The organism is Blautia luti (genome assembly GCF_013304735.1).
Classification (GTDB): domain Bacteria; phylum Bacillota; class Clostridia; order Lachnospirales; family Lachnospiraceae; genus Blautia_A.
In genome coordinates this window covers 1-21,645 of record NZ_JAAITI010000031.1, presented here as the reverse complement: position 1 = coordinate 21,645, position 21,645 = coordinate 1, and the positions used below count along the sequence as shown (strand labels likewise).

The window sequence follows — 21,645 nt, the reverse complement described above, 5'->3', positions numbered from 1 at the left end:
GTTCATAAGGGATATCCCCTGTATTTACTGTATGAAATTGTTTATCTGATCAAGTATCAGATGGAGAATAACAGCTCGTCGTATGTCGGATATGGAAGTAACTCATCCGGGATCAGAGCTTCTGCCTCATCTGCAGATTTTCTTAAAGTATCCATGTCTTCAAGAACAGTTTCCTGATAAGCTTTTGCGCAGGCAAGTACATCGTCGGAAGCGGCGAGAGCTTTTGCTGTGTCAGCTTTTAGTGTCTCCAGATCTTTAGTCATGGTGTCAGCAAGTGTGCTCAATTTGGAGATCAGAGCAGCTTCGCTTGCTACAGAAACATCAGCTACTACGGATTTCTTTACAGCAGCAGTGTCAGCAAGTTTTTCAACATATGTAAATACGGAAGGAATTACCTGCTTCTGGATCATCTCAGCCAGAGTGTTGGACTCAATGTTGATGGTCTTGTAATAGTTCTCAAGCCAGATCTCATAACGGGAGAACAGTTCTTCCTTTGTAAAGATGCCATGTTTTGTGAACAGCTCGATGTTTTTCTCATCAACGAAGTGAGGAAGAGCATCCGGAGTTGTCTTCAGGTTGTAGAGACCGCGTTTTTCAGCTTCCTCAACCCACTCGTCTGTATAACCGTTGCCGTTGAAGATGATTCGTTTATGATCTTCGATGGTTTTCTTGAGAAGTGCATGTACTGCGCTTTCCATCTCTTCTTCCGGAACATCTTTAAGAGCTGCGCTGAACTCGGAGAGAACTTCTGCAACAGCAGTGTTCAGTACGATGTTCGGGTTTGCAACGGATGCTGCGGAACCAAGCATACGGAATTCGAATTTGTTTCCGGTGAATGCAAACGGTGAAGTACGGTTTCTGTCGGTGGTATCTTTTGTGAAGTGTGGAAGTACTTTTGCACCGATATCCATCTGTACGGCATGTTTGTTGTTAAAGAAGGTATCATTCTCAATGGATTTGAGGATATCTGTCAGCTCATCTCCAAGGAAGATGGATACGATTGCTGGCGGTGCCTCGTTTGCTCCAAGACGGTGATCGTTTCCTGCACTTGCAACAGATACACGGAGAAGATCTGCGTAATCGTCAACGGCTTTGATAACAGCTACCAAAAATACCAGGAACTGTGTATTCTCTGCCGGTGTTTTTCCAGGGTCAAGAAGGTTTACACCTGTGTCTGTGCTCATGGACCAGTTGTTGTGTTTACCGCTTCCGTTGATTCCCTCAAATGGTTTCTCATGAAGGAGGCAAACCATGTTGTGCTTGTCGGCAACTTTCTTCATGATCTCCATGGTCAGCTGGTTGTGGTCAACTGCAACGTTTGTGGTATCAAATACAGGAGCCAGCTCGTGCTGTGCAGGAGCAACCTCATTATGTTTTGTTTTGGCCGGAATACCAAGTTTCCAGAGCTCTTCGTCAAGTTCGTGCATGTAAGCGGCAACACGTGGTTTCAGGGCTCCGAAGTAATGATCTTCCATTTCCTGTCCTTTTGGTGCGGAAGCTCCCAGAAGTGTACGTCCGCAGAAGATCAGGTCTTTTCTCTTCTTATAGAGATCTTTGTCAACCAGGAAGTATTCCTGCTCAGGTCCTACCGTTGTATTGATGTGACGGACCTCTTTGTTTCCCAGGATGTGAAGAATACGAACCGCTTCTTTATTCAGAACATCCATGGAACGGAGAAGAGGAGTTTTCTTATCCAGTGCCTCTCCGCTGTAGGAACAGAATGCGGTAGGAATGTAAAGAGTTTTATCTTTGATGAATGCCGGTGAAGTAGGATCCCATGCTGTATATCCTCTTGCTTCGAAAGTAGCACGAAGTCCGCCTGACGGGAAGCTGGATGCATCCGGCTCACCTTTTACCAGTTCTTTACCGGAGAAATCCATGATCACCTGTCCGTCGCCGGTCGGGGAGATGAAACTGTCATGTTTCTCGGCGGTTACGTTTGTCATTGGCTGGAACCAGTGTGTGTAATGTGTCGCACCGTTTTCAGTAGCCCATTCTTTCATTGCAACTGCTACGGAATTTGCAACATCCAGTTCCAGATGTGTTCCGTTTTCAATTGTTTTCTTTAATGCTTTGTACATGTCCTTTGGCAGTTTGCTACGCATCACTTTATCGTTGAATACAAGGCTGCCATACATTTCCGGGATACTCTGTGCCATATAGGTACACTCCTTTCGATTTCACTCATTCATTATAATTTTTAATTATCTTATAAGGACCGTCCTGTTTCTCTTATAAGAAAAACAGACCGGAAAAACAAAAAAAGCGCTTCAGATACTTGTCGTATCCAAAGCGCCTTTGCTTTATGTGATGCAGTATACACCAAAATAAAATATTGTCAAGAGCTTTTTTGAAAAAATCTAAAAAATCGACCCGGGAGAGGGGAGTGTCGGAAAATGGGCAGGGTTGACAAATCTTGTCCTTTTATTATAATCTGATATCATAGTTAATGATTAATTTGACAATGGAAAAAACAGATGGAGGGAAATATGTCAGGAGTAAAGGAAGAATGTGGCGTATTCGGGATTTATGATCTGGATGGAGGAAATATTGCACCATCTATTTATTATGGTCTTACCTCGCTGCAGCACAGGGGACAGGAGTCCTGCGGAATGGCCGTTTCAAGGACGGACGGAGAGAGAGGAAACGTACAGTTTCATAAAGATCTCGGACTGGTAAGCGAAGTTTTGCGAAAAGATGTTGTACATAATATGAATGGTGACATCGGAATCGGACATGTTCGCTATTCCACCACCGGAGAATCTGTTGCGGAGAATGCACAGCCGCTGGTACTTTCTTATATCAAGGGAAGTCTGGCACTTGCACATAACGGAAACCTGGTCAATACAGAAGCCCTGAAATGGGAACTGATCCAGACCGGAGCGATCTTCCATACAACTACCGACTCTGAGGTTATTGCGTTCCATATCGCAAGGGAGCGCGTGCATTCTGCTACTGTAGAAGAAGCCGTACATAAAACCGTAGAGAAGATTCGCGGAGGATATGCCCTTGTGATCATGAGTCCCCGGAAACTGATCGGTGCCCGTGACCCTTACGGACTGAAACCCCTTTGTCTTGGAAAAAGAGACAATGCCTATGTTCTGGCGTCCGAGAGCTGTGCGCTCACATCTGTAGGTGCAGAATTCATCCGTGATATTGAGCCTGGTGAGATCGTCACCATCACCAAAGATGGCCTGAAATCCAGCAAACTGGACGTTCAGAAAAAACATGCCCATTGTGTCTTTGAATATATCTATTTTGCCAGACTGGACAGCACCATGGATGGAGTAAAGATCTATGATGCAAGAATCCGTGGGGGAAAATCTCTCGCAAAATCCTATCCGGTAGAAGCAGATCTGGTAACCGGTGTACCGGAATCCGGACTTCCGGCAGCCAAAGGTTATTCTGAGGAATCCGGAATCCCGTTTGGTTTTGCGTTCTATAAAAACAGTTACATTGGAAGAACTTTTATCAAACCGACCCAGCAGGAAAGAGAGTCCAGTGTTCATCTGAAGCTGAGCGTTCTGGAATCTGTAGTGAAGGGTAAGAGAATCGTTCTGGTAGATGACTCCATTGTCCGCGGAACTACTATTGCAAACCTGATTCATATGCTGAAAGAGGCTGGAGCAAAAGAAGTCCATGTACGTATCAGTTCCCCGCCATTTTTACATCCCTGCTATTTCGGTACCGATGTGCCGTCTAATGACCAGCTCATTGCTGCTCAGCACAGCACAGAGGAGATCCGTAAGATGATCGGTGCAGACTCTTTAGGTTACATGCAGATCGACTATCTGGAAGGCATGGCAGGCGGACTTCCGCTTTGCAAAGCATGTTTTGACGGCAATTATCCCATGGAGATACCGGAAGAAATCAAGCAGGATTAAATGATTATGTGGAATTAATCTCACAGTAAATGCTGGTAACTTTGAAATTTAAAATATGAAAAATAGACAATAAACAAGCGTAACCCCCCAATTTTGTTATATAAAATTCTGGTTTTTATAGGATAACCTTTAAAAATGATAAAAAACATCAACTTGACAAATTCGACAACATGAGACATAATGTGGGACAACCAGATGAGAAGTGACGAAAGCGTACGATAGAGATCTGACGTCACCAGTTTGCCGGCCTTTTTAAGACCGAGAGAAGAGAGGATGAAATTTATGTCTCAGAAAATCAGGTTAAATGCAACAGAAGATGTGAAAGAGTTTGTACAGGCTGCAAGCAAATGCGACTTTGATGTAGATATTTCATATAACAGAGTTATTATTGATGCGAAATCTATTCTTGGGATCCTCAGCATGGATCTGACCAGGGTTCTTACTGTAACCTGTCATGGAGAAGATCACGAGTTCAACCGTTTCCTTCAGAAGTTTGCGGTAGCGTGACGGGCAGGAAGTACAGAGGGAGATAAAGCGTAAAAGACATAAAAAGAAAAGATATAAAAAAAGACAGACGTGACTGCAGAGAGAGGACATCATATGGGAGTCCCTGGCAGGCGTCTGTTTTTTGTATCTACAGCACTATTTGCATCCGTATCACTATATCATAGGAAGAAATCCATCAGATTATATAGAAAAAATCTGTTATTGACAAATAAAAAAAAATAGTTTATAGTAAACCATATTTTATAAGAAAGATAACTGACAAAGGCGTCAGGAACGGATACCAGAGGGGCATTCTCACCTCTGAACACCGTTCCCGGCGCCTTTTCTTTTGCAGCACAACATGGAGGAGGAAATCGAAGATGGCAGTAAAGTATGTTTTTGTAACAGGCGGAGTTGTTTCCGGTCTGGGAAAAGGAATTACCGCAGCGTCCCTGGGACGTCTTCTGAAAGCCAGAGGATATCAGGTGACCATGCAGAAGTTTGACCCGTACATCAATATTGACCCGGGAACTATGAACCCCATTCAGCATGGAGAGGTTTTTGTAACCGATGACGGTACAGAGACAGACCTTGACCTTGGACATTATGAGCGTTTCATTGATGAAAGCCTTGACAAGAATTCCAATGTGACAACCGGTAAGATTTACTGGTCTGTTCTTCAGAAAGAGCGTCACGGTGATTTTGGCGGAGGTACTGTACAGGTAATCCCGCATATCACCAACGAGATCAAGAGCCGTTTTTACAGAGCAAAAACAGCGGATGAGGACAGAATTGCCATCATCGAGGTAGGCGGTACAGTTGGTGATATTGAGAGTCAGCCGTTCCTGGAATCCATCCGTCAGTTCCAGCATGATGTGGGACATGACAATGCCATTCTTATTCATGTTACCCTGATCCCGTACCTTCGTGCTTCCGGAGAGATGAAGACCAAACCGACTCAGGCCAGCGTAAAAGAACTCCAGGGAATGGGAATCCAGCCGGATGTTCTGGTATGCAGAAGCGAGTATCCTCTGACTGATGATATTCGTGGAAAGATCGCCCTGTTCTGTAACGTACCGGTAAGCCACGTACTTCAGAACCTGGATGTAGAATATTTATATGAAGCTCCTCTTGCAATGGAAAGAGAAAAACTGGCAGATGTAGTACTGCAGAGCTTAAGACTTGAGAACCGTAAACCGGATCTTACAGACTGGGAGAATATGGTAGAAAATCTCCGCCACCCGGACAAAACCGTGAAGATCGCCATGGTTGGTAAGTACACACAGCTTCATGATGCATACTTAAGTGTTGTGGAAGCCCTGAAACATGGTGGAATCTCCTGCCGTGCAAAAGTTGATATCGTCTGGGTAGACTCTGAAGAGCTCAATGAGAAAAACCTGGATCAGACCCTTCATTCTGTAGATGGAATTCTGGTTCCGGGAGGATTCGGAAACCGTGGTACTGAAGGAATGATCCTTGCAGCACAGTATGCGAGAGTTCATAAGATTCCGTACCTTGGCATCTGCCTTGGAATGCAGATGGCTATTGTAGAATTTGCCCGCCACGTACTTGGATATGAAGATGCCAACAGCATTGAGCTGGCACCGGAGACCACGCATCCGGTCATTGCTTTGATGCCGGATCAGGAAGATGTGGAAGACCTTGGCGGAACCCTTCGTCTTGGAAGCTATCCGTGTGTGCTGGCCGAAGGCTCCAAATCCTATGAGCTTTTTGGAAAGAAAGAGATCCAGGAGCGTCACAGACATCGTTATGAGGTAAACAATGCATTCCGTAAAGAATTAAGTGAAAAAGGAATGTCCATCGTAGGAACTTCCCCGGATGCACATATTGTAGAGATGATCGAAATTGCCGGACATCCGTTCTTTGTAGGAACACAGGGACATCCGGAATTCAAGTCCAGACCGAACCATGCACATCCGCTGTTCCGTGGATTTGTGCAGGCGGCAGTTGACAAAAAGACGGCAGAAGAAGCTGCAATGAAAGGATGAGAAAAATGAGAGAAGTAGGAAATCAGCAGCAGGGCCTCTACCGCCCTGAATTCGAACATGATAACTGCGGTATCGGAGCCGTTGTTAATATAAAAGGAAAGAAAACACATGATACTGTTGCAAATGCTCTTAAGATCGTAGAGAATCTGGAGCATCGTGCAGGTAAAGATGCAGAAGGAAAAACCGGCGATGGCGTCGGTATCCTTCTCCAGATCTCCCATAAATTCTTCAAAAAAGTCTGTAAGAAAGAGGGCTTTGAGATCGGAGGCGAGAGAGAATATGGTGTAGCCCAGCTCTTTTTCCCACAGCATGAGATCAAACGTGCCCAGGCAAAGAAGATGTTCGAGATCATCGTGGAAAAAGAAGGCCTGGAGCTTCTTGGATGGCGTACAGTGCCGGTATTCCCGGAGGTTCTTGGACATAAGGCAAGAGAGTGTATGCCATGCATCATGCAGGCATTCATCAAGAAACCGGAAGACGTGGAAAAAGGCCTTGCCTTTGACCGTATGCTTTACATTGCCCGCCGTGAGTTTGAACAGAGTAATGATAATACTTACGTAGTTTCCATGAGCAGCCGTACCATTGTATACAAAGGTATGTTCCTGGTAGGACAGCTCCGTACTTTCTTCGGAGATCTTCAGAGCCAGGATTACGAATCTGCCATTGCAGTGGTACATTCCCGTTTCAGTACCAACACAAACCCGAGCTGGGAGAGAGCACATCCGAACCGTTTCATCGTACATAACGGTGAGATCAACACCATCCGCGGCAACGCAGATAAGATGCTTGCCCGTGAGGAAAATATGGAGTCTCCATATCTGAAAGACGAGCTCCACAAAGTTCTTCCTGTAGTCAACCGCAATGGTTCTGACTCTGCAATGCTTGACAATACCCTGGAATTCCTGGTTATGAGTGGAATGGATCTTCCGCTTGCAGTGATGATCACAATTCCGGAGCCATGGGCAAACAATGATACCATTTCCCAGGAGAAACGTGATTTCTATCAGTACTATGCAACCATGATGGAGCCATGGGACGGACCTGCGTCCATTCTGTTCTCAGATGGTGATGTGATGGGAGCTGTTCTTGACAGAAACGGCCTTCGTCCATCCAGATATTATATTACCTCTGACGGATACATGATTCTTTCCTCTGAGGTTGGTGTCCTTCCGGTAGATGAGGAGAAGATCGTATTAAAAGAGCGTCTCCATCCTGGAAAAATGCTCCTGGTTGATACGGTTCAGGGCCGTGTCATCGATGACGATGAACTGAAAGAGAAATATGCGAAAAAACAGCCCTACGGCGAATGGCTGGACAGCAATCTGGTACAGCTCCGTGATATCAAGATCCCGAATCAGAGAGTTATCGAGTATACACCGGAGGAGAGAGCACGTCTCCAGAAAGCATTCGGATATACTTATGAGCAGTACCGTACTTCTATCCGAAACATGGCATTAAACGGCTCAGAGAGCATTGGAGCTATGGGACATGATACTCCTCTTGCAGTATTTTCCAAGGAACATTATCCGCTGTTCGATTACTTCAAACAGCTTTTTGCACAGGTAACAAACCCGCCGATCGATGCAATCCGTGAGGAGATCGTTACTTCTACAAGTGTATACGTAGGAAAAGACGGAAACCTTCTTGTTCAGAATCCGGAGAACTGCCAGGTTCTTAAAATCAACAACCCGATCCTGACAAACACCGATATGCTGAAGATCAAGAACATGAAAAAGGACGGCTTCAAGGTTGTGACCATTTCTACTTTGTATTATAAGAGTACAAAACTGGAACGTGCCATTGACCGCCTGTTCGTAGAGGTTGATAAGGCTTTCCGTGAGGGCGCAAATATCCTGGTCCTTTCTGACCGTGGCGTAGATGAGAACCATATGCCGATCCCGTCTCTTCTTGCTGTTTCCGCAGTGCATCAGCACCTTGTAAAAACAAAGAAGAGTACATCCCTTGCGCTGATCCTGGAGTCCGGTGAACCGAGAGAAGTACATCATTTCGCAACACTTCTTGGTTATGGCGCAAGTGCTGTCAATCCATACCTGGCACTGGATACCATCCATGAACTCATCGATACCCATATGCTGGACAAAGATTACTATGCAGCGGTTGATGATTACAATCATGCGGTTATCAGCGGTATCGTAAAGATCGCTTCCAAGATGGGTATTTCCACCATCCAGTCCTATCAGGGATCTCAGATCTTTGAGGCAATCGGAATTTCCCAGGATGTGATCGACCGCTACTTTACAGGAACAGTAAGCCGTGTAGGCGGAATCACACTGGAAGATATCGAGGATAACGTAGAAAAACTCCACTCTGAGGCATTTGACCCGCTGGGACTTGCCACAGACCTTACTTTAGACAGCGTAGGTGCTCACAAGATGAGAAGTCAGGGCGAGGAGCACAGATACAATCCACGTACCATCCATCTTCTTCAGCAGTCTACAAAGCAGGGCAGCTATGAGATGTTCAAAGAGTATACAAAACTGGTAGACGAAGAAGGCCATGGAAACTTAAGAGGACTTCTGGACTTCAAGTTTGCAAAAGAACCTCTTCCCATCGATCAGGTTGAGAGTGTTGACGACATTGTAAAACGATTTAAGACAGGTGCCATGTCCTACGGTTCCATTTCCCAGGAAGCACATGAGACACTGGCCATCGCCATGAACCATCTCCATGGAAAATCCAATACCGGTGAGGGTGGAGAGAGTGATGAGCGTCTGGATTCCGCAGGAACAGACAATGACCGTTGCTCCGCTATCAAACAGGTAGCCAGCGGACGTTTCGGCGTTACCAGCCGTTATCTGGTATCTGCAAGAGAAATTCAGATCAAGATGGCACAGGGTGCAAAACCTGGTGAAGGTGGACATCTTCCTGCAAAGAAAGTATATCCGTGGATCGCAAAGACCCGTCATTCCACACCAGGAGTCAGCCTGATCTCTCCGCCACCACACCACGATATCTACTCCATCGAGGACCTGGCAGAGCTGATCTATGACCTGAAAAATGCAAACAAATATGCAGATATTTCCGTAAAACTGGTTTCCGAGGCTGGTGTTGGTACAGTCGCTGCCGGTGTTGCAAAAGCCGGAGCACAGACTGTTCTGATCTCCGGATACGACGGAGGTACCGGAGCAGCACCGAGAAGTTCCATCCACAATGCAGGACTTCCGTGGGAGCTTGGACTTGCAGAGACACATCAGACACTGATCATGAACGGACTTCGTAACCGTGTACGTATCGAGACAGACGGTAAGCTGATGAGCGGCCGTGACGTTGCTATCGCAGCGCTTCTCGGTGCAGAGGAATTCGGTTTTGCAACTGCTCCCCTTGTAACTATGGGCTGCGTGATGATGAGAGTCTGCAACCTGGATACCTGCCCGGTTGGCGTTGCTACCCAGAATCCGGAACTCCGTAAGAGATTCCGTGGAAAACCGGAGTATGTGGAGAACTTCATGAGATTTATCGCACAGGAACTGAGAGAGTACATGGCACGTCTTGGCGTTGCAACCATCGACGAGATGGTAGGCCGTACAGATCTTCTTACCGTTTCTGACAGCGTACAGGAGCCACATAAGGGCAAAGTTGACTTAAGTGCGATCCTGAATAACCCATATGCAGGAAAAGGCAAAGTTACTTTTGATCCGAAAGCGGTATACAACTTCAACCTTGAGAAAACTCTGGATGAAAAAGTTCTGGTTAAGAAATGTGCGCCGGCGATCCAGAAAGGTGAGAAAGTTTCTGTAGATGTAAATGTTACCAACACAGACCGTGCATTCGGTACCATCCTTGGATCTGAGATCACGAGAAACCATAAAGAGGGCCTTCCGGAAGATACCGTAACTGTAAACTGTACAGGTGCAGGCGGACAGAGCTTCGGTGCATTTATCCCGAAAGGACTGACACTGAAATTGACCGGTGACAGCAATGACTACTTTGGAAAAGGCCTTTCCGGTGGTAAACTGATCGTCAAAGTTCCGGAAAAAGCCGGATACAAAGCAGAAGAGAACATCATTGTCGGAAACGTAGCACTCTATGGTGCCACAAGCGGAACTGCATTTATCAACGGTGTTGCAGGTGAACGTTTTGCAGTCCGTAACTCCGGTGCAGTGGCAGTAGTTGAGGGTGTTGGTGAGCATGGATGCGAGTACATGACCGGTGGCCGTGTGGTAGTTCTCGGAAAAACCGGAAAGAACTTCGCGGCAGGTATGAGTGGCGGTATCGCTTATGTTCTTGATGTGGACAACGTTCTTTACAAGAACCTTAACAAAGCAATGATCTCCATTGAAAAAGTGGATAATAAATATGATAAAAAAGAGCTTCGTGATCTCATCGAGGCTCATGTAGAAGCAACAGGCTCCGAGATCGGTAAGAAGGTGCTGGCTGATTTTGATTCCTATCTGCCTCACTTCAAAAAACTCATTCCGGATGAGTACAAGAGAATGATCACATTAAGTGCAAAGCTGGAAGAAAAAGGTCTGACCAGCCAGCAGGCACAGATGGAAGCATTCTATGAGAGCATCGGCGTGAAACATTAAGGAGGATGAGGAAATGGGAAAGCCAACTGGATTTTTAGATTATGAAAGAGAAACGGCAAAAGTTCTGCCGCCAAAAGAACGTATTCAGAATTTCAACGAATTTCGTATTCCGTTAAATAAAGAAAAACAGAAACTTCAGGGAGCACGCTGCATGGCCTGCGGCGTTCCCTTCTGCCAGGCAGGTATGATGATCGGCGGAATGGCTTCCGGCTGCCCGCTTCACAACCTGGTTCCTGAGACAAACGATCTTGTATACACAGGAAACTGGAAACAGGCATTTCTTCGTCTGAACAAGACCCACAGTTTTCCGGAGTTTACTTCAAGAGTATGCCCGGCACTCTGTGAAGCTGCCTGTACCTGCAACCTGAACGGAGATCCGGTCAGCACAAAGGAAAATGAGAAAGCCATTATCGAGACTGCCTATGCAGAAGGCTGGGTAAAACCACAGATCCCGCCTGTCCGCACAGGAAAGACAATCGCAGTCATCGGAAGCGGCCCTTCCGGACTGGCAGCAGCACAGCAGCTGAACCGCCGTGGTCACAGCGTAACCGTATTTGAAAGAAACGACCGTATCGGAGGACTTCTCCGCTATGGTATCCCGAATATGAAACTGGAGAAAAAAGTCATCGACCGCAGACTGAAACTGATGGAAGAGGAAGGCGTGAAGTTTGTCACCAACATCAACGTTGGTGTGGACATTACCGCGGAGCAGCTTCTGAAAGATTATGACCGTGTCCTTCTCTGCTGCGGAGCTTCCCATCCGAGAGATATCAAGGTTCCGGGAAGAGATGCAAAAGGAATCTACTTTGCAGTGGATTTCCTGAAACAGGTAACAAAAAGCCTTCTGGATACCGATTTTGCAAAATTCCCATATGAGCTTGCAAAAGGCAAACATGTTCTGGTCATCGGCGGTGGTGATACCGGAAATGACTGTGTGGGAACTTCCATCCGTCTTGGTGCAAAATCCGTAACACAGCTTGAGATGATGCCAAAGCCTCCGGTAACAAGAACACCGTCCAACCCGTGGCCGGAGTGGCCGAAGGTTTTGAAAACCGATTACGGCCAGGAAGAGGCTATTGCAGTATTTGGTCATGACCCGCGAATCTATCAGACAACCGTTACCGAATTTATCAAAGATAAAAAAGGAAATGTCTGCAAGGCAAAGATTGTCAAACTGAAAAGCGTAAAAGACGAAAAGACCGGAAGATTCAACATGGTTCCTATCGAAGGCAGCGAGGAAGTGATTCCTGCAGATGTGGTACTGATTGCAGCAGGTTTCCTCGGAAGCGAGAAATATGTAACCGATGCTTTCCACGTAGCACTGACACCAAGAACCAACGTGGAGACAAAACCGGAGCAGTACGCAACAAGCGTAGACCGTGTATTCACAGCAGGCGATATGCACCGTGGACAGTCACTTGTCGTATGGGCGATCCACGAGGGACGTGAGGCTGCGAAGGCAGTGGATGAATCTCTGATGAGTTATTCATATTTACAGTAAAAAAGTTAAAAATACCAGGGGCAAAGTTCTTTTTGCCCCTAATTTCCTTTAAAAAAAAGTTGACAAAGAATTGACCGATTGCTATAATTACGTCCATGAACAAGGGTGTTCTTCAGGAGCGAAAGCTCTCTGAAGTGCACCCTTTTTCTATTTTTTAGGGTAATTATTTTGTGTGATGAGGAAATAAAGGAGAGAATACTATGGGGAATTATACCAGAGAAGAGATTCTTGCAATGGCAGAGGAGGAAGACGTAGAGTTCATCCGCCTCCAGTTTACAGATATGTTTGGAACTCTGAAAAATATTGCGATCACAGCAAGAGAGCTTCCAAGAGCCCTGGATAACCAGTGCGTTGTATATGGCTCTCATATTGCGGGCATTGTGGGAGAAAAGGAGCCGGATCTGATCCTGTATCCGGATTACGATACTTTTTCAATTCTCCCATGGCGTCCTCAGCAGGGAAAGGTTGCAAGACTGATCTGTGATATGCGCCGTGCAGACGGATCTGAACATGAGATGAGCTCCAGATACATTCTGAAAAAAACAGCGCAGGCAGCAGAAGAGGCAGGATACACCTGCTATGTTGACCCGGAATGCGAGTTTTTCCTGTTTCATATTGATGACAACGGAATGCCTACAACGGTTTCTCACGAAAAAGCCGGATATCTGGATGTAAGTCCGGTGGACTTGGGTGAAAATGCAAGACGTGACATGGTACTGACTCTTGAGGATATGGGATTTGAGGTGGAATCCTCTCATCATGAGACAGCACCTGCACAGCATGAGATTGCCCTTCATTACGGGGAAGCACGTGAGATGGCAGACGCAGTTATGACCTTTAAGATGGCAGTAAGGACCGTAGCCAAACGCCATGGACTTCATGCAACCTTTATGCCGAAGCCAAGACGGGAAGTAAACGGCTCAGCCATGCATATCCATTTTTCGCTGTTTAAAAATGGAAGAAATATTTTTGTGGATCCGGATGATCCGTCCAAATTAAGTAATGAGGCATGCTATTTTATCGGAGGTCTTCTGGCACACAGCCGGGAGATGGCACTTATCACAAATCCGCTGGTAAACTCTTACAAGCGCCTTGTGCCTGGATTCGATGCACCGACAGAACTGACCTGGACGAGAAACAACCAGAATTCACTGGTAAGGATCCCGAGAGTCAATGGTAATGATACCAGAATCGAGCTTCGAAGCCCGGATGCTGCATCCAACCCATACCTTGTTTTTGCGGTATGCCTGGCAGCGGGCCTGGATGGAATCCAGAAGAAGATCTATCCGACAAAAGCTTCTGACCGTTCTCTTTCCGAGTCGGACCAGAAGGAACAGGGTATCGAGAATTTACCGGAGAATTTACGGGAAGCGATCACACTGTTTGAGGAAAGTGACTGGATGAAAGAGATCCTTGGAGAAGATTTCTGCAAACAGTACGCGCAGGCCAAGAGAAAAGAATGGCTGCGTTATTCCCAGGAGATTTCCGACTGGGAGATCGAGGAGTATCTGTATCGAATCTGATGATTGAGGCATAATGGGACGAAAGAGAGTGGCGGCTTATGAACACGAGTATCGTGATTGCATTACCGAAAATAGAAGATGCAAAAAAGATCCGCACAGTCCTTAACCGATATGGATTCACGGTGGCGGCGGTATGTAATTCAGGTGCAAATGCCCTTGCCAGTATCTCGGAACTTGATGGTGGCGTCCTGCTTTGCGGCTATCATCTTCAGGATATGTATTACCGTGATCTTCTGGACTATATGCCGGATTATTTTGAAATGCTGCTTATGGCTTCGCAGGGAGTGATCAGTGAAGCACCACCTTCTGTTTTGGTGTGGGAATGCCTCTGAAAGCCGGAGATCTGGTAAATACAGTAAGCATGATCCTTTCCCAGATCGAAAGGCGCTGGAAAAAAGATAAGAAAAAACCGAAGCAGCGTTCATGGAAAGAGCAGAATTATATTTCAAATGCAAAGATGCTTTTAATGGAAAGAAATCATCTGAGTGAGGAAGACGCATACCGTTATATTCAGAAATGCAGTATGGATTCCGGGACCAATATGGTGGAGACAGCTCAGATGGTTCTGATGCTTTTATATGATTCTGTATAAAAGAAAAATATAAAAGAAAAATATAAAAGAAAAATACACCAGAAAAAGCAGAATTTGACAGAAAAAAGTGGCAGAGCGGGTTCGTAAGACCCGCTTATCAAAATACAGGCGCAAAGAAAAAAGGCTGAATGCTGAATATTTTTTGCACCGGAATTGGAGGATGAGGGAATGGAATTTATGGATGGAATCTGTAAGACTAGAGAATGTGCCTGGGATGTGCTTCTTTCTGAAAGCATGAAAGACCAGGAAGCAACAGTGGAAGGAGCAATACACAGCATCCGTAATATGGGTGATGTGGCATTTGTGATACTTCGAAAAAAAGAGGGACTTTTTCAGACCGTATATGAGAACGATAAGACAAATGTTTCCATTCATGATCTGAAAGAGGCAATGTGTGTCCGCCTCACAGGAACTCTTCATGAGGAAGAAAGAGCTCCTCACGGAAGAGAGCTTCGCATCAGCCATGTGGAGATCCTTTCCTCACCGGCAGAACCCCTTCCTCTGGCAATCGACAAATGGAAACTGAACACTTCCCTGGAGGCAAAACTGAACTATCGTCCTATCGCCCTGCGTAACGTGCAGGAGCGTGCAAAATTCAAGATCCAGGAAGCTCTGGTGCGTGCATTCCGTGATTATCTCTACGAAAAAGGATTTACCGAGATCCACACACCGAAGATCGGAGCCAGAGGCGCAGAGGGTGGCGCAAACCTGTTCAAACTGAGCTACTTCCACAAACCGGCTGTCCTGGCACAGAGCCCGCAGTTTTACAAACAGATGATGGTAGGCGTTTTTGACCGTGTATTTGAGACCGGCCCTGTATTCCGTGCAGAGAAACACAACACCAAACGTCATCTGAATGAATATACAAGCCTTGACTTTGAGATGGGCTACATCAACGGATTTGAGGATATCATGGAGATGGAAACCGGATTCCTTCAGTATGCGGTGGAGCTTCTGAAGAAAGACTACGCTCATGAACTTTCCATTCTGAAAGTGGAACTTCCGAAAGTAGACAAGATCCCGGCTGTACGTTTTGACAAAGCAAAAGAGCTGGTGGCTGAGAAATATAAACGTAAGATCCGCAACCCGTACGATCTGGAGCCGGAAGAAGAGGCGCTGATCGGAAGATATTTTAAAGAAGAATACGATGCGGATTTTGTTTTTGTCACACATTATCCGTCCAAGAAACGTCCGTTCTACGCAATGGATGATCCGGCAGATGAGAAATTTACATTAAGCTTTGACCTTCTGTTCAAAGGACTTGAGGTCACCACAGGCGGACAGCGTATCCATGATTATCAGATGCTGAAAGACAAGATCGCAGCCCGTGGCATGGACGAGGAAGGTATGGAACAGTACCTGGATACGTTCAAACATGGAATGCCGCCTCACGGAGGACTTGGAATCGGACTGGAACGTCTTACCATGCAGATCCTGGGAGAGGAAAATGTTCGTGAGACCTGCCTGTTCCCACGTGATATGAACAGACTTGAGCCGTAATAAGGAGAAAAAAGATGGCAAAGATAATCGATGATGAAACAATGGAAAATGTCTGCATCCTGGCGAAGCTTTCTCTGACAGAGGACGAGAAGGAAAAGGCAAAAGAGGATATGCAGAAGATGCTGGACTATGTAGATAAGTTAGACGAGCTTGACACTTCTTCCGTAGAGCCTATGTCCCATATTTTTGAGGACGAAAACGTATTCCGTGAAGACGTTGTGACAAACGGCGACAACCATGAGGCAATGCTTGCCAACGCGCCGAAGCAGAAAGAAGATCAGTATCAGGTTCCGAAAACAATTGGATAAGACAGGAGACAGGACATGGATTTGGGAAAATTAACCGCATTACAGCTTGCGGAAAAGATCAAACAGCATCAGATAAGCGTCCTGGACGGTGTGAAATACGTATTTGATCAGATCGAGGCAAAAGAGGACAAAGTCCACGCTTATCTTGATACCTATAAAAAAGAAGCCTATGCAAGAGCAAAAGAAGTACAGAAAGGCATTGAGGACGGAACTTATACCGGACCTCTTGCCGGTGTACCCATCGCTATCAAGGATAATATCTGCATCAAGGGAAAAACAACCACCTGTGCATCAAAGATCCTTGAAAACTTCGTTCCACAGTACAATGCAGAAGTCATTGACCGTCTGGAAGAAGCAGGACTTGTAATTATCGGAAAAACAAATATGGATGAGTTTGCCATGGGAAGTACTACAGAGACTTCTGCCTATGGCGTGACCAGAAACCCGTGGGATCTGGAACACGTTCCGGGAGGATCTTCCGGTGGTTCCTGTGCGGCAGTGGCAGCAGGGGAAACTTACCTGGCACTTGGTTCTGATACCGGCGGTTCTATCCGTCAGCCAAGTTCCTACTGTGGTGTTACCGGAATCAAGCCAACCTACGGTACCGTATCTCGTTACGGACTGGTTGCCTATGCATCCTCTCTGGACCAGATTGGACCGGTTGGAAAAGACGTTGCGGACTGTGCGGCACTTCTTGAGATCATTGCCGGACACGATGCAAAAGACAGCACTTCCATGAAGAGAGAGGATCTTGATTTCTCCTCTTCCATGACAGATAAGATCGTGGGAATGAAATTCGGTGTGCCCAAGGAATATCTTTCCGAAGGCCTGAACCCTGAGGTAAAAGAGGCATTTATGAATACACTGAAAAGCCTTACCGAGATGGGTGCAGTGGTAGAATTTTTCTCCATGAAGACAACAGAATATATGATCCCTGCCTACTACATCATCGCCAGCGCAGAGGCCAGCTCCAACCTGGAGCGTTTTGACGGCGTGAAGTACGGTTTCCGTGCAAAAGAGTACGAGGGACTTCATGATATGTACAAAAAGACAAGAACCGAAGGTTTCGGCGAGGAAGTAAAACGTCGTATCATGCTGGGATCTTTCGTATTAAGCTCCGGTTACTACGATGCTTACTACCTGAAAGCACTTCGCACAAAAGCCCTCATCAAAAAAGAATTCGACGAGGCCTTTTCCAAATATGATGTCCTTCTTGCTCCGGCATCTCCGTTTACCGCACCGAAGCTGGGAGAGAGCCTGAAAGACCCGCTTGCCATGTATCTTGGCGATATTTATACGGTAGCAGTAAACCTGTGCGGACTTCCCGGAATCACAGTTCCGTGTGGAAAAGACGCAGCAGGACTTCCGATCGGAATCCAGATGATTGGTGACTGCTTCAAAGAAAATAATCTGTTCCGCGCGGCACACGCATATGAGAAAAAACGCGGTGATTTCGGAACAGCAATGGAAGGGGGAGAAAAGGCATGAAACAGTATGAGACAGTCATAGGACTTGAGGTGCACGTGGAGCTTGCCACAAAAACAAAGATCTTCTGCGGATGCTCCACAGAATTCGGAGGTGCACCAAATACACATACCTGCCCGGTCTGCACCGGTATGCCGGGATCTCTTCCGGTCCTCAATAAAAAAGTGGTAGAGTTTGCCATCAAGGCAGGTCTTGCGGCAAACTGCCATATCCATCAGTACTGCAAGTTTGACCGTAAGAACTATTTTTACCCGGATAATCCCCAGAACTACCAGATCTCTCAGCTGTATCTGCCAATCTGCTACGACGGAGCCGTTGAGATCGAGACTTCCGCAGGCAAAAAGACCGTACGTATCCACGAGATGCACATGGAGGAAGATGCCGGTAAGCTGATCCATGATGAGTGGGAAGACTGCTCCCTGGTTGACTACAACCGAAGTGGCGTGCCACTTATCGAGATCGTATCCGAGCCGGATATGAGAAGCTCCGAGGAGGTTATCGCATATCTGGAAAAGCTCCGCTGCACCATGCAGTATCTTGGAGTTTCTGACTGCAAACTTCAGGAAGGTTCCATGCGTGCCGACGTCAACCTTTCTGTCCGTGAGGTGGGAAGCGAGACCTTCGGAACAAGAACCGAGATGAAGAACCTGAACTCCTTCAAGGCCATTGCGAGAGCAATCGAAGGAGAGAGAGAACGTCAGATCGAGCTTCTGGAAGAAGGAAGAGCCGTTGTACAGGAGACAAGAAGATGGGACGATAACAAAGAGTCTTCCCATGCTATGCGTTCCAAGGAGGATGCAAAGGATTACCGTTACTTCCCGGATCCGGATCTTCCGCCGATCCACATTTCCGATGCATGGATCGAAGAGCTGCGTACTTCCATTCCGGAGCTTCGTGAAGCCAAGATGGAGCGTTATCAGAAGGAGTATGAGCTTCCGGCTTATGATGCAGGGATCCTGACCGAATCCAGACATCTGGCAGGACTTTTTGAGGAGACAGCAGTTCTTCTCGGAAACCCGAAAAAGGTGGCAAACTGGTTTATGGTGGAGGTTCTCCGCCTGACAAAGGACAAGGGCCTTGATCCGGAAAGGGTAAGCTTTACCCCGAAGCATCTGGCAGACCTTCTTTCCATGGTGGAGAAAAAAGAGGTCAGCGCACAGAATGCCAAGAAAGTATTTGAAAAAGTGTTTGACGAGGATATTGATCCGGTTGTATATATAGAAGAGAATGGCCTTAAGATCGTAGAAGATACAGGCCTTCTCACCGAAACTGTGAAAAAGATCGTAGATGCAAACCCCGGACCGCTGGCAGAGCTTCTGGGCGGCAAGGATAAGGTTATGGGATTTTTTGTAGGACAGCTGATGAGAGAACTGAAAGGCAAGGCAAATCCTGACAGCGTCAGAAAAGCACTGGCAGAGGAAATTGAGAGAAGGAGATAAAATATTATGGTGACAGTAAATCAGAATTATTTAAAACTTCCGGGAAGCTATCTGTTTTCCAATATCGCAAAGAAGGTAAGCGCATATAAGGAGGCCAATCCGGAATTTAAGGATTCTGTGATCAGTCTTGGAATCGGTGATGTGACACAGCCTCTTGCACCGGCGATCATCGATGCCCTTCATAAATCCGTAGACGAGATGGCACACGCAGAAACCTTCCACGGATATGCTCCGGATCTCGGATATGAATTCTTAAGAAGTGCCATTGCAAAAAATGATTATCAGTCCAGAGGCTGCGACATCAGCGCAGACGAGATCTTTGTTTCCGATGGAGCAAAAAGTGATTCCGGAAACATCCAGGAGATCTTCGGACTGGATAACAAGGTTGCAGTTTGTGACCCGGTTTATCCTGTATACGTAGATACCAACGTTATGGCCGGACGTACAGGTCTTTATAACAAAGAGCGTGAGAACTTTGACGGTGTGATCTACATGCCATGTAAAGAGGATAACGGTTTCCTTCCGGAGATCCCGGCAGATGAAGTACCGGATCTTATTTATCTCTGCTTCCCGAACAACCCGACCGGTGGTGCCATCACAAAGGCTGCTCTTCAGGAGTGGGTTGATTACGCAAACAAAAACGGTTGCGTGATCATCTATGACGCAGCATATGAGGCATATATTTCCGAGGAAGATGTTCCGCACAGCATTTATGAGTGTGAGGGTGCGAGAACCTGTGCTATCGAGCTTCGAAGCTTTTCCAAGAATGCAGGTTTCACAGGCGTTCGTCTTGGTTTTACTGTAGTTCCGAAGGAACTGGTACGTGACGGCGTAGAGCTTCACAGCCTCTGGGCAAGACGTCACGGAACCAAGTTCAATGGTGCTCCGTATATCGTGCAGAGAGCAGGCGAGGCTGTTTACTCTCCGGAGGGAAAAGCACAGCTGAAAGAACAGATCGCTTACTACATGCGTAATGCAAAGACAATCCTCGACGGACTTTCCGCAGCAGGATTTTCCGTATCCGGTGGAAAAAATGCGCCATACATCTGGCTGAAAACACCGGATCAGATGACTTCCTGGGAGTTCTTCGACTATCTCCTTGAGAAAGCACATATCGTAGGAACCCCAGGTTCAGGCTTTGGTGCACACGGTGAGGGATACTTCCGTCTGACTGCATTCGGAAGCTATGAGAATACACTGGAAGCGATTGAGAGAATTAAAAATCTGTAATAAAAAGGGCGGAGCGGGTCTTCAGGGATCTGTTCCGATTTCTTTTCTGCTAAGGAAGAATTTTTTAAGTAAATTTAGGAAAATAATAATGAGGATTGCGAAAATTCATCATATCGTTTATAATTGTACAGGAAGTGAAGCGCAGACCACAGAGAGCCTGGTTTCATAAAAATTCATAAATTTACGCAATCACGAAAGGGGAATTTATCATGGGCATCAGAAGAGTAGAAAATATGTGCGGCGGTAAAGGTCATGTGATCATCAAAGACATTCTTGAGGGAGATGAGCTGAAAGGAAAATGCGGACTTTACGCACAGGTTACTATTGAGAAAGGCTGTTCTCTTGGATACCATGAGCATCATGGCGAGACAGAAACCTACTATATCTTAAGTGGTGAAGGCGAGTACGATGATAACGGTGTAAAACGTCCGGTAAAAGCCGGTGATATCACCATCACACCAGATGGAAAAGGACATGGCCTTACAAATACAGGAGATACAGATCTTGTATTTATGGCGCTGATCATTTTTGACTGATCCATATAGAAGAAAACAGAATAGAGATGAAGGGCAGTCTTTTTTGGAAAGGCTGCTCTTTTTTGGCAGAAGTATAACACATATGTTGGAATGCAGATGATAGAGCGGGAGGATGCCTGTTACAGACCTTTATTGAATAAAATGTGCCAATTGTATAAATAAAAAATATTTTTTGATTTTTTTAGAAAAAAGTGTTGACATATAAACACCTCTTTGCTATACTATCACTTGTCGCGAGGGAGAAGATAAAGAATCCCGGAGAAATGCGATATGCGGAAGTGTCGGAACTGGCAGACGAGCAAGACTAAGGATCTTGTGAGCATTGCGCTCGTGTGGGTTCAAGTCCCATCTTCCGCATGACTGTAAGGCGGAGCTGTGAATTGCAGTTCCGCTTTTTTTGTGCGGTTTTATAAGCGAAAATCAGTCAGATTTCGCTGACGAAAAAAAGAAAAAACTTTTGAAAAAAAGTGTTGACATACAGGGAACACTTTGTTATACTATCACTTGTCGCGAGGGAGAAAATAAAAAATCCCAAGGAAATGCGGTCATGCGGAAGTGTCGGAACTGGCAGACGAGCAAGACTAAGGATCTTGTGAGCATTG

Annotated in this window: 13 protein-coding genes, 1 tRNA gene and 1 pseudogene; 14 read left to right on the top strand and 1 reads right to left on the bottom strand. The window is 46.1% G+C overall.

From position 1 onward, the window contains the following. Positions 1-56: 56 nt before the first annotated feature. Positions 57-2,159: a glutamine synthetase III gene (locus G5B06_RS14215; RefSeq protein ID WP_173772332.1), complete on the bottom strand. Its 2,103-nt coding sequence runs from the start codon at positions 2,157-2,159 to the stop codon at positions 57-59. 330 nt (positions 2,160-2,489) lie between these two features. Here G5B06_RS14215 and purF point away from each other — a divergent pair, with 330 nt between their 5' ends. From purF to G5B06_RS14145, 14 genes and pseudogenes are all read left to right on the top strand, one after another. Then, positions 2,490-3,884, top strand: a complete 1,395-nt coding sequence (gene purF, locus G5B06_RS14210; protein WP_148447565.1) for an amidophosphoribosyltransferase — start codon at positions 2,490-2,492, stop codon at positions 3,882-3,884. Between the two features lie 282 nt (positions 3,885-4,166). Next, the gene (locus G5B06_RS14205; protein WP_118071129.1) at positions 4,167-4,391 is read left to right on the top strand and encodes an HPr family phosphocarrier protein; all 225 of its coding nucleotides are present in this window, start codon (positions 4,167-4,169) and stop codon (positions 4,389-4,391) included. Positions 4,392-4,750: 359 nt separating this feature from the next. Then, entirely contained in the window at positions 4,751-6,379 is a 1,629-nt protein-coding gene (locus G5B06_RS14200; protein WP_021977863.1) for a CTP synthase, read from the top strand. Beyond that, entirely contained in the window at positions 6,376-10,929 is a 4,554-nt protein-coding gene (gltB, locus tag G5B06_RS14195; RefSeq protein ID WP_148447567.1) for a glutamate synthase large subunit, read from the top strand. The genes G5B06_RS14200 and gltB overlap by 4 nt, the downstream gene beginning before the upstream one ends. A 13-nt stretch (positions 10,930-10,942) precedes the next feature. Then, a complete protein-coding gene (locus tag G5B06_RS14190) occupies positions 10,943-12,430 on the top strand; it encodes a glutamate synthase subunit beta (RefSeq protein ID WP_118062617.1) in 1,488 nt (495 codons plus the stop codon). A 200-nt stretch (positions 12,431-12,630) separates the two neighbouring features. Then, positions 12,631-13,953: a type I glutamate--ammonia ligase gene (gene glnA / locus G5B06_RS14185; protein ID WP_118062616.1), complete on the top strand. Its 1,323-nt coding sequence runs from the start codon at positions 12,631-12,633 to the stop codon at positions 13,951-13,953. A 38-nt stretch (positions 13,954-13,991) separates the two neighbouring features. Beyond that, positions 13,992-14,545: pseudogene (locus G5B06_RS19650) on the top strand (ANTAR domain-containing response regulator). Positions 14,546-14,713: 168 nt separating this feature from the next. Further along, positions 14,714-16,045 (top strand): aspartate--tRNA(Asn) ligase, encoded by a 1,332-nt coding sequence (aspS, locus tag G5B06_RS14175; protein WP_021977858.1) that lies wholly within the window; start codon positions 14,714-14,716, stop codon positions 16,043-16,045. Positions 16,046-16,059: 14 nt separating this feature from the next. After that, positions 16,060-16,353 carry an Asp-tRNA(Asn)/Glu-tRNA(Gln) amidotransferase subunit GatC gene (gene gatC, locus G5B06_RS14170; RefSeq protein WP_021977857.1) on the top strand — a complete coding sequence of 98 codons (294 nt, stop codon included), beginning with the start codon at positions 16,060-16,062 and terminating at the stop codon, positions 16,351-16,353. Positions 16,354-16,368: 15 nt separating this feature from the next. Further along, a complete protein-coding gene (gene gatA / locus G5B06_RS14165) occupies positions 16,369-17,841 on the top strand; it encodes an Asp-tRNA(Asn)/Glu-tRNA(Gln) amidotransferase subunit GatA (protein ID WP_173772329.1) in 1,473 nt (490 codons plus the stop codon). After that, the gene (gatB, locus tag G5B06_RS14160) at positions 17,838-19,277 is read left to right on the top strand and encodes an Asp-tRNA(Asn)/Glu-tRNA(Gln) amidotransferase subunit GatB (protein ID WP_092069315.1); all 1,440 of its coding nucleotides are present in this window, start codon (positions 17,838-17,840) and stop codon (positions 19,275-19,277) included. The genes gatA and gatB overlap by 4 nt, the downstream gene beginning before the upstream one ends. Before the next feature lie 6 nt (positions 19,278-19,283). Next, positions 19,284-20,507, top strand: a complete 1,224-nt coding sequence (locus tag G5B06_RS14155; RefSeq protein WP_173772327.1) for an LL-diaminopimelate aminotransferase — start codon at positions 19,284-19,286, stop codon at positions 20,505-20,507. Positions 20,508-20,716: 209 nt separating this feature from the next. Beyond that, on the top strand, positions 20,717-21,043 hold the full coding sequence (locus G5B06_RS14150; protein ID WP_015525755.1) for a cupin domain-containing protein: 327 nt from the start codon (positions 20,717-20,719) through the stop codon (positions 21,041-21,043). A 272-nt stretch (positions 21,044-21,315) separates the two neighbouring features. Continuing rightward, positions 21,316-21,400, top strand: a tRNA-Leu gene (locus G5B06_RS14145). The last annotated feature ends 245 nt before the right edge of the window (positions 21,401-21,645 follow it).

Excerpts from the sequence above, each read along its gene's own strand:
- gatC (WP_021977857.1), top strand. The coding sequence starts at position 16,060 with ATGGCAAAGATAATCGATGATGAAACAATGGAAAATGTCTGCATCCTG.
- aspS (WP_021977858.1), top strand. The coding sequence starts at position 14,714 with ATGGAATTTATGGATGGAATCTGTAAGACTAGAGAATGTGCCTGGGAT.
- gatA (WP_173772329.1), top strand. The coding sequence starts at position 16,369 with ATGGATTTGGGAAAATTAACCGCATTACAGCTTGCGGAAAAGATCAAA.
- G5B06_RS14205 (WP_118071129.1), top strand. The coding sequence starts at position 4,167 with ATGTCTCAGAAAATCAGGTTAAATGCAACAGAAGATGTGAAAGAGTTT.
- glnA (WP_118062616.1), top strand. The coding sequence starts at position 12,631 with ATGGGGAATTATACCAGAGAAGAGATTCTTGCAATGGCAGAGGAGGAA.
- G5B06_RS14190 (WP_118062617.1), top strand. The coding sequence starts at position 10,943 with ATGGGAAAGCCAACTGGATTTTTAGATTATGAAAGAGAAACGGCAAAA.
- G5B06_RS14200 (WP_021977863.1), top strand. The coding sequence starts at position 4,751 with ATGGCAGTAAAGTATGTTTTTGTAACAGGCGGAGTTGTTTCCGGTCTG.
- gltB (WP_148447567.1), top strand. The coding sequence starts at position 6,376 with ATGAGAAAAATGAGAGAAGTAGGAAATCAGCAGCAGGGCCTCTACCGC.
- G5B06_RS14215 (WP_173772332.1), bottom strand. The coding sequence starts at position 2,159 with ATGGCACAGAGTATCCCGGAAATGTATGGCAGCCTTGTATTCAACGAT.
- purF (WP_148447565.1), top strand. The coding sequence starts at position 2,490 with ATGTCAGGAGTAAAGGAAGAATGTGGCGTATTCGGGATTTATGATCTG.
- G5B06_RS14155 (WP_173772327.1), top strand. The coding sequence starts at position 19,284 with ATGGTGACAGTAAATCAGAATTATTTAAAACTTCCGGGAAGCTATCTG.
- gatB (WP_092069315.1), top strand. The coding sequence starts at position 17,838 with ATGAAACAGTATGAGACAGTCATAGGACTTGAGGTGCACGTGGAGCTT.
- G5B06_RS14150 (WP_015525755.1), top strand. The coding sequence starts at position 20,717 with ATGGGCATCAGAAGAGTAGAAAATATGTGCGGCGGTAAAGGTCATGTG.